This is a genomic window from Paenibacillus sp. cl123, from assembly GCF_900101595.1.
In the GTDB taxonomy this organism is placed as follows: domain Bacteria; phylum Bacillota; class Bacilli; order Paenibacillales; family NBRC-103111; genus Paenibacillus_G.
Genome location: NZ_FMYY01000025.1, coordinates 87,836 through 100,551 on the forward strand (window position 1 = coordinate 87,836; position 12,716 = coordinate 100,551).

At 51.2% G+C, this 12,716-nt stretch carries 12 protein-coding genes; all 12 read left to right on the forward strand.

The features are described 5' to 3' along the window. Positions 1-177 precede the first annotated feature (177 nt). The 12 genes from BLR08_RS26240 (at position 178) to BLR08_RS26295 (ending at position 12,557) form a co-directional block, all read left to right on the forward strand. Complete coding sequence (locus BLR08_RS26240) at positions 178-2,799, forward strand: stalk domain-containing protein (RefSeq protein ID WP_072337193.1); 2,622 nt, start codon at positions 178-180, stop codon at positions 2,797-2,799. An 86-nt stretch (positions 2,800-2,885) separates the two neighbouring features. Beyond that, positions 2,886-4,040 (forward strand): sensor histidine kinase, encoded by a 1,155-nt coding sequence (locus BLR08_RS26245; RefSeq protein WP_072337196.1) that lies wholly within the window; start codon positions 2,886-2,888, stop codon positions 4,038-4,040. A gap of 4 nt (positions 4,041-4,044) precedes the next feature. Next, complete coding sequence (locus BLR08_RS26250) at positions 4,045-4,770, forward strand: response regulator (RefSeq protein ID WP_072337198.1); 726 nt, start codon at positions 4,045-4,047, stop codon at positions 4,768-4,770. Between the two features lie 87 nt (positions 4,771-4,857). Further along, on the forward strand, positions 4,858-5,256 hold the full coding sequence (locus tag BLR08_RS26255) for a hypothetical protein (protein ID WP_072337200.1): 399 nt from the start codon (positions 4,858-4,860) through the stop codon (positions 5,254-5,256). 22 nt (positions 5,257-5,278) lie between these two features. Next, positions 5,279-7,264, forward strand: coding sequence for an ATP-dependent helicase ComFA (locus tag BLR08_RS26260; RefSeq protein WP_072337202.1), 1,986 nt, complete (start codon positions 5,279-5,281; stop codon positions 7,262-7,264). Beyond that, on the forward strand, positions 7,237-8,040 hold the full coding sequence (locus BLR08_RS26265; RefSeq protein ID WP_072337204.1) for a ComF family protein: 804 nt from the start codon (positions 7,237-7,239) through the stop codon (positions 8,038-8,040). The genes BLR08_RS26260 and BLR08_RS26265 overlap by 28 nt, the downstream gene beginning before the upstream one ends. Before the next feature lie 210 nt (positions 8,041-8,250). Further along, the gene (locus tag BLR08_RS26270) at positions 8,251-8,676 is read left to right on the forward strand and encodes a TIGR03826 family flagellar region protein (RefSeq protein ID WP_072337206.1); all 426 of its coding nucleotides are present in this window, start codon (positions 8,251-8,253) and stop codon (positions 8,674-8,676) included. Between the two features lie 93 nt (positions 8,677-8,769). Then, a complete protein-coding gene (gene flgM, locus BLR08_RS26275) occupies positions 8,770-9,039 on the forward strand; it encodes a flagellar biosynthesis anti-sigma factor FlgM (protein WP_072337208.1) in 270 nt (89 codons plus the stop codon). Positions 9,040-9,062: 23 nt separating this feature from the next. After that, positions 9,063-9,566, forward strand: a complete 504-nt coding sequence (locus BLR08_RS26280; protein ID WP_072337210.1) for a flagellar protein FlgN — start codon at positions 9,063-9,065, stop codon at positions 9,564-9,566. A gap of 25 nt (positions 9,567-9,591) precedes the next feature. Further along, positions 9,592-11,049: a flagellar hook-associated protein FlgK gene (gene flgK / locus BLR08_RS26285; RefSeq protein WP_072337212.1), complete on the forward strand. Its 1,458-nt coding sequence runs from the start codon at positions 9,592-9,594 to the stop codon at positions 11,047-11,049. Between the two features lie 32 nt (positions 11,050-11,081). After that, a complete protein-coding gene (flgL, locus tag BLR08_RS26290; RefSeq protein WP_072337214.1) occupies positions 11,082-11,975 on the forward strand; it encodes a flagellar hook-associated protein FlgL in 894 nt (297 codons plus the stop codon). 12 nt (positions 11,976-11,987) lie between these two features. Beyond that, positions 11,988-12,557, forward strand: coding sequence for a DUF6470 family protein (locus BLR08_RS26295; RefSeq protein ID WP_072337216.1), 570 nt, complete (start codon positions 11,988-11,990; stop codon positions 12,555-12,557). The last annotated feature ends 159 nt before the right edge of the window (positions 12,558-12,716 follow it).

Genomic DNA, 12,716 nt, shown 5'->3' on the forward strand with positions numbered 1-12,716 from the left:
CAGCAAAGCAAATAAATTAGCTATAACCCATGATCTGTCTAAGCAAGACGATCCGAAGATGCATTCGGGTCGTCTTTTCGCGTTTTGTTCATGATTTACCCGAAATTTTCCGTAACTTTTCCGGCCGCACTAGAGTCTATAGTAGAGGAGAGAGAACTAGAGAGGAGCAAAGCTTACGTGATTGTGCAAAAAAACTGGAAGAAGCTATCGTGCGCAGTACTCGCAGCAACGGTGTTTTTGTCCGCTTGGTCACCAGCCCCAGCCGTACAAGCGGCTGATTCCGCGCCTGTCTTGACGAAGGTGAGCGAAGAAATTTTGACGTCCGGCGCGATCCTGAAGCGCTATACTTGGGAGACAGTAAGAAGCAAAAAGGATATTAAGGTGAATGCCAATGTCATTGAAGTAGACTTGACGAACCCATATGTTAAGCTTGATGTAATGACTGGTACGAACAATCAATTTACCAAGAAGCAGACCGTTCTTCAGATGGCTAAGGAAACAAAGGCCGTAGGCGGCGTAAATGGAGATTTTTACAACACCCAAGCAGAAGGCGTCCCGATGGGGCCGCAAATATCAAACGGACAGCTTATGGCAACCCCCCCGTATTTGCCTGGCTTTTATACGTTTGCGCTCGATCAGAACAACAAGCCCATTGTGGACCTGTTCACATTCCAGGGCAATATTATAGCAAAAGACGGAGCTGCCTATCCGCTGGGAGGCATTAATAAAACGTATTATTGGTCAGAGCCGGACAGCATCCACAGCCATATCGACGGCATGTTTATGTATACGAACGCTTGGGGACAAGAGGACCGCTCCAATGACGGAGTTACTGTGCCTACAGAGGTCCTCGTACAAAACGGCATCATCAAGCAGATTGCAGATAACGGCATTATACGAATGATCGCTCCGACAGACGGTTACATCCTTCGGGCTTCCGGGAAGGCGGCCGATTTTGTGCGTACGCACTTTAAGGTGGGGGACCCGCTTAAAGCGGATTATAGCGTAATGGCGCAAGACCCCAATAAGAAGTACGACGTCTCGAAGTTTAAAATGATGATCGGAGGGCATACGATTCTGGTAGACGGCGGACAGCCTGCGGCTTTCTCACGAGAGGTTGCCAGCTTGTGCTGCACGCGCTCCAGGACGGCGCTGGGCTATTCCAAGGACGAGAGATATGCTTATATCATCACGGCGGATTACAGCGGCGAGAGCAAGGGTCTGACGATGGCAGAGCTGCAGCAGTTTATGATCCAGGTGGGCGTGTGGAAAGGATTGAATCTCGACGGCGGAGGCTCCACCCAGATGGTCGCCCGGCCGCTCGGTGAATTTGAGCCCGTGCTGGCAAACAAGACGGAGACCGGCATTCAGCGTAAAGTGGTCAACGGGGTAGGGGTATTTTCCACCGCGCCTCCAGGCAAGCCCAAGGCGTTGATCGTGCAGGCTCCCTCGGCCGTTTTTATCGGAGAAGCAGCTGCTCTTAGCACAGGAGGCTATGACGAGTTCTATAACCCTATCGCAGCGGGTACTGTGAAAGCACAGTGGAGCGTAGCCGGAGGGTTCGGAACATTCCAAGACAATATTTTCACTGCTGCGAAGGCGGGGACGGCAAAGATTACGGCAGCGGCAGACGGCGCAAGCTATACGACCGATTTGGAGATCATAGGCCGGGATCAGATTGCCAGTCTGAAGATTATGGCTGACAGCATGGCTTTGTCCGAAGGCGAGACGTACAAAGTTCCGGTCACGGCTACTACCGTGTCAGGCAAGACAAGGGAAGTTCCGCCTGAGCTGATCCAGTGGGAGCTGATTGGGGTAGAGGGTACCGCTGCTAACGGCAAACTGACAGTGAACAGTCTGAAGGGCAGTCAGAGTGCCCAACTGATCGCTCGGTATGATGGGTACAGCACAATGACGACGATCCCTGTAGGAGTGGATAAAGTCTGGTACGATCTGGACAACACCGCAGTCATGACGATGTCCGACCACAAGCCTGCTGAAGTGACAGCCGCGGTATACATCAAGCCGTCCAATACGGGGAATAAATATTTGGAGCTGAAGTATGACTTCACCGGCGGTACAGGTAATAAATGGGCATTCGCCACGCTTGATACCGGTGTGCTGGTAGAGGGCCAGCCGCAGACGCTGAAGCTGAAGGTCAATGGGGATGAAAGCTTGAACTGGTTGCGCGCCGAGCTTGTCGACAACAAGGGTGAAACAATCCGTGTCGATCTGGCCCGCAATGTCAACTGGAAAGGTTGGAAGCAGCTGACGGCAGATCTGTCCGAGTATGCTATCACTTATCCCATTCGCTTGAAGAGCATTTATCTCGTCAATGAGGAAATAGGACAAGATGAGCGTGCCGCACAGGGAAGTATCGGTATTGACGATATTGTATTTACGTATCGGGGAGCTGTCCAGCAGCCGGCGCTGAACACCGTGGAGCTGACAGTCGATAAAAAATCGGTTGCGGTGAACGGCAAGGCGATGACGTTGGAGCAAGCCCCGTACATTTACGAAGGCAATACGCTGCTTCCGATCCGGTTCGTAACGGACGCGCTGGGCGGGACGGTTCGTTGGGATGACAAGGAGCGCAAGGTTACCATTATCCGGGGAACGAAGATGATCGACCTATGGATTGATCATAAAGACTTAGTCGCGAACGGCAAGCGGGTGACGGCAGAGGTGGCTCCCGTCATCAAAGGCGACTTGACTATGGTGCCGCTGCGGATTTTATCGGAGAATTTGGGGTGGAAAGTGACTTGGGATGCGAAAACAAGACAAATTACGCTTCAATAATTAGTTCTTGTAGCTCTCACATTCTTCCGAAAATATGGTACTATATTGCTAGTAAATGAGAAAAATGGCGAAGGAGCACTGTCCGGATGCAAGTCGATGTCTTTGACCGCGTCATCAAGAATGCCATTGATGTGATGGAGAACAGCAAATACCAGGTCTTCGAGATATGCGAGAGTGTCCGGACGGAGCGCGAAGCGCTTAATAAAGAACTCCAGCTCGTAATTGAAGAAACGAAACGCATGATCGATACGGTCGACCGGTTCGAGGTCGAATACCGGCGTTCCCGAGTCCGTCTGACGGAAGTAAGCCGGGATTTTAAGAGATTTAACGAGGAAGATATTAGAACCGCCTATGAGGCGGCTACTCAGCTCCAGGCGCAGCTGGCTATTCATAGGGAAAAAGAACTACATCTGAAGCATCGCCGGGATGATCTGCAGAAGCGGATCAAGAATGTAGACCGGCAGCTTGAGCGCGCGGAGACGCTGGTATCCCAATTCAATGTGGTGCTGGAGTATTTATCCGGGGACCTCAACCAGGTGACCCGACTGTTGGAGTCGGCCAAAAACCGTCAACTGCTGGGGCTTAAGATTATCCTTGCCCAGGAAGAAGAACGAAAGCGCATTGCCCGGGAAATTCATGATGGACTAGCTCAGAATATGGCCAACATGGTGCTGCGAACAGAAATCACGGAACGTATGCTGGCCAAAGAGGCATATTCCGCTGTCAAAGAAGAGCTAAATGATCTAAAGTTCAGTGTGCGGAGCGGGATTGAAGAGGTGCGTAAAATTATCTTCAATCTCCGCCCAATGGCACTGGACGATCTGGGGCTTGTGCCAACCTTGCGTAAGTTTGTTCAAGACTTCGAGGAGAAAGCCAAGATCAGTACGAAGTTCGAGATGGTAGGGAAAGAAATCCGGCTGCCTTCCGGGATGGAGGTTGCCGTATACCGGCTTGTCCAGGAGGCTTTTTCCAACGTTCTGAAACACGCACAGGCCACTCATGTTACGCTGGAGCTGACCTTTCAACAGCAGATGATCAAGCTCACGGTCAGCGACAACGGGGTTGGCTTCGCCGCGGACACCATAGACAAAAAGATAACCCGAGGCAGTCATTACGGGATTATGGGGATGCGAGAGAGGGTGGAGCTGCTTGAAGGCAGACTCGACATTCAATCGGCTCTGGGAGCAGGCACGAAATTTTCCATGGTGATCCCCATCAAATCCGATAACAAGGAGGAATAACATTATGGACATCATGGGCAATGTCAAACGACCTATCAAGCTGGTGCTGGCGGATGATCACCAGCTGTTTCGCGAAGGCGTAAAACGCATTCTTAACATGGAAAGCGATCTGGAGGTTGTCGGGGAGTGCGGCGACGGTATTCAGGTCCTTGAATTGTGCAACTCACTCCATCCGGACATCGTCCTGATGGATATTAATATGCCGGTTGAAAACGGCGTGGTGGCGACCGAGAAGTTAAAGGATATTTTCCCGGATATTAAAGTCATCATTCTGTCCATTCACGATGATGAGAGCTATGTATTCGAAACGCTGCGTAAAGGAGCATCCGGTTACCTTCTTAAGGACATGGAGGCGGAGTCGCTGATTAACGCTATACGCTCCGTCGTTGCCGGGCATGCCTACATTCATCCGAAGGTGACGGGCAAGCTGATCAATCAGCTGCGCAGAATGACATATCTGGATGAACAAGGCGTCTCGGGAGCCAGCAACTCGACCAAGGAAGCCGGCGTCAAGTATGTACATATGGACAATAGCCCGCTGACGCGCCGCGAGGCAGAAGTGCTCAGGCTGATGGCCGAAGGCAAGAGCAACAAGATGATCGGCGAGTTTTTATACATAAGCGAGAAAACCGTTAAAAACCACGTCAGCAGCATTCTGCAGAAGATGGAAGTCGATGACCGCACGCAAGCCGTTATTATTGCGATCAAAAATGGCTGGGTGACTTTATAGCCGGAATGCGGGTCCGCATATTTTAAGCATCTTCAGACACCATCCCGATGAGAGCGGCATATACTGCTCTTAAGGGAGGGAGCCGCTATGATACTAGGCTTGGTTTGGATCTTGGGCTGCTATGCTGCGGGAATCGCGATCATTCATATCCTTCATTGGCGCAGGAAACGTCAAGCGGGTGCCCGCATGATGCATTATATTCTCCAGACAAGGAATAACGGCCATCAGATCGAATGGGTTCTGCGTTCGCTTCACTTCTTCTCCTGGATGAGAGGCCGTGCCATCGCCGTAACGATAGCCGACGAAGGCTCTACCGATGATACGGTGGCCATCGCGGAGAGGTTAAGCCAAGAACATCACTTGACTATTTATACGCATGCGGATAACAGCTGGGAGCAAGGGGCCAGACAGCATGAGAATGAGCAGCTTGTGATCGTTCGGCTTAACCAGGAACAGGAATTAGAAACCGCTTACAAGTTGATTTGAATCTAAGCTGATAAGGAGTATCATGAGAGCATATGTCTATGCGCTTTACACACCGTCAGGCGTTTCCTGGCATGTGTCGGTAGAGTTGAGTGCGGATCGGGATCACTGGGTTCGGGTACACGGTCATGCCTTTCGACTGGGTGTGCTGGAACCGTCTTTGTCATTCGGACAAGCTATCAGAATGGCGAGAGTACTTGAGGAAACCGGACCCGCCCTGGCTCGCTTGGATCGTACCCTCCTGCTGGATGCAGCCGTAAGAGCCGGGATTCGGAAAGTAGACGATAAGGCCTGGAAGTTATGGGAATGGTCGCCCGGGGGCGGAGAAGGGCTGGATGACCGAAGAGAAGAGGGTATCCGTGAATCCTGCGTTAGCATGCTCCAGACGCTGGAGGGACGAAGGCTGCTGTTGGAGGAGCTTGAGTCGCTGTCTGAAGCCGACAGAAGCTCGGGTACAGGACAAGCCCAAGCCCCGCCGAGGAGCTACCTCATCCAGAGAGCGTGGTTGTCCGGTGCTCTCACACTGGATGCCGGTGTGGAGCTCCGAGCGGCAAGAGCGGGCTGGAAGTTTCGTTCCAAAGGGTCCGGAGCGCCGGGAAGTACGGTTCAGGCGGTTCAAGCCGCCTGCCTGCGCTGCGGGAGCAGGGGAACAACTCCAGACGCCGCCGCTATATCTAATAGCTCGGCGGGAGGAGAAACGGGGATCCGCTGGACAGATTGTCCGGATTGCGGCGAGCTGTGTCCGTACTGTGAGGCTTGCCTGACCATGGGTAGAGTGAGGTTCTGCAGCCCGCTGATCAGCAGGAAGGGTGGATCGTATCGGGCTGTGGGTACGCCACCCATAGCGGCCACAGGCCAAGACAACTCCAGCTATCTGAAAGCTTGGGGACTTAGTGACGTACAGGAGGCGGCATCAGATGCTGCATTGCAATTTTTGAAAGCAAATTTCCTCCTTACAAGGGGAAAACCTGTAGGCAAGTTTCTCATATGGGCTGTAACCGGCGCAGGCAAGACGGAGATGATCTTTCCCATGATTCAGTTCATGGTGGAGACAGGCGGGCGGGTAGCGGTGGTCACGCCCCGCAAAGACGTGGTGCTGGAGCTTCAGCCCCGGCTGGCAAAGGCATTCCCGAATATATCGCGGGTAACCCTCTACGGAGGCAGCGAGCAGCGCTGGGAGCAGGGTCAGCTTACCTTGGCGACAACGCATCAGATGCTGCGATTCCACCAGGCATTCGATTTGGTAATCGTGGATGAGATCGATGCTTATCCGTATCACAATAATCCGATGCTGATGTATGCCGTGGACCAGGTATGCAAGCCGGGCGGAGCCTTCATTCTATTATCGGCTACCCCGCCTGTTCAGCTTCAGCGGGAGGTTCGAGCGGGAAAGCTGGCTCATGTGCGCGTCCCGGCGAGGTATCATCGGCATCCGCTCCCGGAGCCGCGATGGCTGCGATGCCAGCCTCTGAACAAGCTGCTGAGGACCGGTAAGCTTCCCGGGGTTATCTTAAGTGCAATCAAGCAATCGCTCGAGCGGGGAGCACAAGTATTCATTTTCGTCCCGAATATTCGATCCGTTGAACCATTTGTTTCTCTGCTGCGTTCCAATTATGGCGAGTATGTCATAGAAGGCACTTCCTCCAAGGATGCGGAGCGAACGCGGAAGGTTGCGTCCTTTCGCGCGGCAGATATCCGGATTTTGGTCACAACGACTATCCTCGAACGCGGAGTCACTATCCCCAAATCCGATGTTTTCATTGTGGATGCGGGTTCAGTGTTGTTTGATGCGGCAGCGCTCGTACAGATGGCCGGGCGAGCGGGAAGATCAGCGCAGGACCCGAACGGCTTCGTCTATTTTGCCTCCGAGGAGAAAACCCGCTCACAGTCGGAGGCGATCCGTCAGATCAAGTCGATGAATAAGCTGGCGAGGCAGCGGGGATATATTCAGCAACCGGCAAGGAGGATGCCTTTATTCCTAAGATGGCTAAACGATTGGAAGCGTGGATGACCGGCATGATCGGATGGCTCCGGTCAAGCGAAAGCCTGTTGTCGCGAGGTGAGCAGAGCTGCCAGGTATGCGGGGGGCGTTTGATGGCCGGCAAGCAAGGACTCGGTTCGCTGCGCTTGTGCGGGGAATGTTCGGAGGGGATTCCTTGGATCGGCGCGTCTCATATCCGCTGTCTGCGCTGCGGGAGATACGAGTATTGTCCGGACTGCGAACGGATAGGGCATGCCTCGGATTTTGTCCAGAGCCGCAGCGCCGTTCGTTATAATGAACGCATGAAGGAATGGCTTGCCGCTTACAAATACCAGCGCAAGGAATCGCTCCGCCCGGTTATGGGCGGAATGCTGCTGCATGCGTACCACCTGCATAGAGCGCTTGACGACGCGCCGCACATGGGGCCGACTTCAGTGCGGGAGTACCTAACGTTCGTGCCGCTGAGTGCTGAGCGCTGCGCTCTCCGCGGCTTTAATCAAGCTGAGCAGATGGCCGTAGAGCTGAGTCGTCTGACCGACGCTCCGGTGCTTCCGCTGCTGCGCCGCACCCGGCATACGGAGAAGCAGAGTTCCAAAAGCCGCAATGAACGGTTCGAGAATATGAAGGGACTGTTCGAGCTGGGCGGAACCGGAGCGGACACGCTGCGGACTGCAGCTCAGAGTGCTCGGGTGAAGCTGTATGTAATCGATGATGTGTATACGACAGGCAGCACGATGCAGGCCTGTTCCCGGGTGATTCGGGAGGCGTTGCCGGTGGAGGTATATGGAATTACTTGGGCGAGGTGAACGAGAGTGGAGAATACAGCTGGACAGGAGCAATCCGAAGTATATACGGTACTTGCGGCTCCAAGCGAAGGCTATCCGGTCAGCTGGATGAAACTCAAACAGCCATATTAAGCCTAATGGCCCTATACGAAGAAAAAACCATGTGCATTGTCCCGGTTTATAAGCTACACTAAGGATAACTATTTCATTTCAGGGCAAGGAGTGTATGAGATGAGCCTGAATGTGGCAAACTGTAACCGTTGCGGGAAAGTATATATGAAGAATAATTATGGACTCTGCCCTGCGTGTATACGAGATCTTGAAGCGGAGTATGAAAAATGCCTGAAGTTTCTGCGCGAGCACCGTCAGTGCACGATCCAGGAGCTGAGCGAAGAAACGGGCGTAAGCGTCAAGCAGATTATGAAGTTTATTCGCGAGGGACGCATATCGATTAAAAATAATCCGAATATGGCTTATAATTGTGAATCTTGTTCGGCTCCGATCCGAGAGGGGAATTTGTGTGAGCCTTGCAGGACCAGATTTCAGAAGGAAACAGCCGGGCTGGCGGAGGATGAGCAGAAGAAAAGGGAACGGGAAGCAAAAGAGAAAAACATCACCTATAACATTAAAGACCGCTTTAAGGACTGGTCCAATTGATTTTCAACTAAACTTTTATATTTAACCCACCGATAAAAGTAATAAAGCAGATTCGGTGGGTTTAACTTTGCCGAAATTCGAGGTGAGAATTCGATGAAAATTAATCGTACGGATCAGGTAGGGTCAGTTAATCCATACAAGAAAGCGCAAGAGGCCATTAACACGCCTGGCCCGAATAAAAAAAGGGCTAAGGACCAAGTGGAAATTTCCAGCGAGGCCAAGGAACTGCTCAGCAGCTTGGGCGGGACTCATGCCCTGAACAGCAAAGAGCGAATCGATGAGCTCAAGCATTCCGTTCAGTCCGGAACTTATCAGGTTGACTCTCGAAAGCTCGCGGAGAAGCTATTCCCATTTCTAAAATAATCGACTGAATCGAGGTGGCCGTCATGTCCTTGGAAGCCATACTTGGCATCATGACAGAGTTAAATCACATACATGACACTTTGCTGGATATGGCTGAGAAGAAGAGACATGCGCTGGTCCATAATGAAGTTGATCGGATTATGCAGATTGTGACGAAGGAGAACAAGCTTCTAAGGCGCCTGGAAGAGATTGATGCGGAGCGGATCGAGGCTACGGGAGCATTTCTGATGGAGAAGGGATACAAGCCCAATCCTCGGGTAACCGTCAGCGACTTGGCTAAAATCATTTTTACGATAGAGGATAAGAAAGAACTGATCGATCAGCAGAAGCGGCTTCTGGCAAAAATCAGAGATCTTCGGGAATTAAATCAGCTGAATCAGCAGTTGATCGAACATTCTCTGTCATTCATTGACTACTCCCTGGATCTGATGGTAGGTCCGCCGGAGGACGAAGTATTCTACCACAATCCTCAGCAGCAGCAGTCATCGGCTTCAAAGCGGATGGGTGTTTTCGACACACGCGCTTAATTTGGATGAGTAAAGGGGAGGACATATGCGCTCGACATTCGGTGGAATAGAAATTGCGAAACGAAGCTTGTTCACACAACAAGCGGCTTTGACGACTACGGGACATAACATTTCAAATGCGAATACTCGCGGATATACCCGGCAGGTCGTAAATATGGTCGCTTCCAGACCGATTGAAGCAGTAGGTTTGATGCGAAGCGATATTCCGGGCCAGATGGGACAAGGTGTGGAATTTACATCCATTAACCGAATTCGGGAAGGCTTCTTGGACAGGCAATACTATAACGAGAATAAATCGTACGGAGATTGGAGCATTCGCAAAGACACGCTGGAGAAGCTGGAAGCGATTATCAATGAGCCTTCTGATACGGGACTCAGTCAGGTTATGAATAACTTCTGGAACTCTTGGCAGGAGCTCACCAAGCAGCCGGATAATCTGGAAACCCGCGCGGTGGTCAAAGAAAGCGCATTAGCGCTTACCGATGCTTTCAATAGTATAGCTACAAAGCTCAATGACTTGAATACGGATCTAAACGACAATATTAGCGTCAAAGCAACTCAGGTTAATTCTACCTTAAAGCAGATTGCAGCACTCAATGTGGAAATATTCCGTGTCGAGGGGCTTGGGAATGATGCCAACGATCTGAGAGATCAGAGGGATGTCCTTCTCGATGACTTGTCCAAAATTGTTAATATAACTGTTAACGAGGATCCGACCGGCTATACGGTCCAAATGGGCAACGCGGTTCTTGTCACCGGACAAACGGCTAACGAATTCAATCTGGACACTATCGACACTACCTACCCGAGCGATCTTAACAGCGGTGAACTGTATGCGCTAAAGCTGTCGACGACGCAGTACGTGAATGAATATAAAAATCAAATGAACTCCCTGGCCTCAACTATCATCAAGGAAGTTAATGCGATCCACAGCCAAGGCTACACCCTGAAGGGACCAGAGGCAACCAGGGGCGGCGTTTTCTTTAATCCCATTGCCGAAGCGGACGCCGGTAGAGCGGCTGAGCTGATGAATGTGAGTTCGACCATCACAGAGGACGTCGAGAACATTGCCGCCTCCAAAGCTATATTCACGGATGCGGCAAGCGGTTTTGACAAGGTAGTGCGCGGCAACAACGAGCTTGCGCTGCAAATTGCTGGACTGAAAAATGTAAAGTTCAACTTTGACGGATCGGGTCTGCAAAAAATTATATTGAACGGCGGTACCTTCGACGAGTTTCTCCGCGCCGTTGTCGGAACGATCGGCGTACAGACGCAGGAAGCTACGAGACAAACAGAGAACCAAAAGATACTGGTCGATCAAGTGGAATCGCGCCGCCAGTCGGTCAGCGGAGTTTCCTTGGATGAGGAAATGGCCAATATGATCAAATTCCAACATGCTTATAACGCAGCGGCACGGTCTTTAACTACTTTCGACGAGGCACTCGATAAAGTGATTAACTCAATGGGAGTAGTCGGTCGTTAATCGGGCCGGATAAGGAAAGGAGGAGGTAGCTTATGACACAGAGAGTAACCCAATCCATGCTGAATACGCAGCTGCTTCGCAATCTGAACTCCAACATGAACCGGATGGATAATCTGCAGAATCAGCTGGCTACGGGACGCAGAATCAATAAGCCGTCGGATGATCCTGTCGGTATCAGCTTTTCATTGAGATATCGCAGTGAACTTGCAGCCAATGACCAGTATCAAAGAAATGTGGACAGCTCCGTTTCCTGGCTCGATTATACGGACACGATGCTCGATCAGGTTGGTCAGGTCATGCAGCGTGCCCGGGAGCTGGCGGTGTTGGGCTCCAATGGCACTAACTCGGAGGAATCGCTGAATTCTGTCAAGATTGAGATCGATCAACTTGCAGATCAAATGTTTACTATTGCTAATAGTAATTTCAATGGCAAGTATGTGTTTAACGGACAAAAAACCGATGTTAAACCTTATCCTGAGCTGGCTACCGCAGCAGATGTCGAGGTCAATAAGGGTCCGATTCAATTCGAAATCGGCGTTGGGGTCAAGCTGACGATCAATAAGACGGGGGACGAAGTGTTCGGAGAGGGAGACACGAGTATATTCAAGATTCTGAGCGATATGTCCGAGTCTCTGGGCAAGAAGAATTATTCGGCGATTCAAGCATCCATCGGCAAAATCGACGAGTCGATGAATAATCTGCTGGCGATGCGTGCGGATATTGGCGCGAAGACCAACCGGATCCAACTGGCGGAAGATCGGCTTAAGGATATTGGGATTAACCTGCAGAGCTTGCAGTCCAAAACCGAAGATGCCGATATGTCCATAGTCATTACCAATCTCAAAATGAATGAAAATGTGTATCAGGCCTCATTGTCTGCAGGCTCGAAACTTATTCAGCCTACGCTCATTGATTTTCTGCGATAGGGGGAATGAGAGATGATCTCCGTTCCTCAGATTCAGATCCGTCAGACTCCAGGACTTATCGGGATTGATGCGGACCTTGGCAGGCAGGATATCAAGCAGCCAAGGGCAACTTTTGAAATGTCCGTCGAGAGGCCGCAGCAGGAGATTAGGCAGCCGGCGGGTGAGCTTGTCATTGATCAGTCCCGTGCTTGGGATGCGCTTGGCAAAGGGCCCGCTCTGGAAACTTTTAACCGGATTTATTCCCAAGCGAGGGAAGTAGCTCTTCAAGGCATCGCGCGGATTGTCGAGAATGGCAACAGGATGGCCCAAATCCATCTGAAAACGAATCCGATAGCAGATATAGCGGAGCAATTAACATTTGATTTCTTCGAATTTAATTATGTCGGGGAAGCCGCTTATGATAATGTCGACATTAGGTACACGGCGAGGAAACCCGAGATTCAGGTGACGGACGGCAGGGTCAATCTGACTACGCATCCGAACGCTCCCGAATACGAATACATCCGCGGGAAGCTCGACATCTACATGCAGCAGTACCCGCAGGTCGAAATATCCGTGCCGCAAATTGATTATAAAGCCTAAAGCTGTATAATGAAGCTATCTTAGCTGAGATACGGCTTTTTGGCTTGTCCATGAATTTTGTCAATAAGGAGCCATTCCTGTAATGAAGTAATTTGAGCTTTGAACGAAAAAAGCACCTCTTGTATACTGGGAAACGTTCCGTCCAAAGAACAAATCCCA

Excerpts from the sequence above, each read along its gene's own strand:
- BLR08_RS26245 (WP_072337196.1), top strand. The coding sequence starts at position 2,886 with ATGCAAGTCGATGTCTTTGACCGCGTCATCAAGAATGCCATTGATGTG.
- BLR08_RS26250 (WP_072337198.1), top strand. The coding sequence starts at position 4,045 with ATGGACATCATGGGCAATGTCAAACGACCTATCAAGCTGGTGCTGGCG.
- BLR08_RS26255 (WP_072337200.1), top strand. The coding sequence starts at position 4,858 with ATGATACTAGGCTTGGTTTGGATCTTGGGCTGCTATGCTGCGGGAATC.
- BLR08_RS26260 (WP_072337202.1), top strand. The coding sequence starts at position 5,279 with ATGAGAGCATATGTCTATGCGCTTTACACACCGTCAGGCGTTTCCTGG.
- BLR08_RS26265 (WP_072337204.1), top strand. The coding sequence starts at position 7,237 with ATGGCTAAACGATTGGAAGCGTGGATGACCGGCATGATCGGATGGCTC.
- BLR08_RS26270 (WP_072337206.1), top strand. The coding sequence starts at position 8,251 with ATGAGCCTGAATGTGGCAAACTGTAACCGTTGCGGGAAAGTATATATG.
- flgM (WP_072337208.1), top strand. The coding sequence starts at position 8,770 with ATGAAAATTAATCGTACGGATCAGGTAGGGTCAGTTAATCCATACAAG.
- BLR08_RS26280 (WP_072337210.1), top strand. The coding sequence starts at position 9,063 with ATGTCCTTGGAAGCCATACTTGGCATCATGACAGAGTTAAATCACATA.
- flgK (WP_072337212.1), top strand. The coding sequence starts at position 9,592 with ATGCGCTCGACATTCGGTGGAATAGAAATTGCGAAACGAAGCTTGTTC.
- flgL (WP_072337214.1), top strand. The coding sequence starts at position 11,082 with ATGACACAGAGAGTAACCCAATCCATGCTGAATACGCAGCTGCTTCGC.
- BLR08_RS26295 (WP_072337216.1), top strand. The coding sequence starts at position 11,988 with ATGATCTCCGTTCCTCAGATTCAGATCCGTCAGACTCCAGGACTTATC.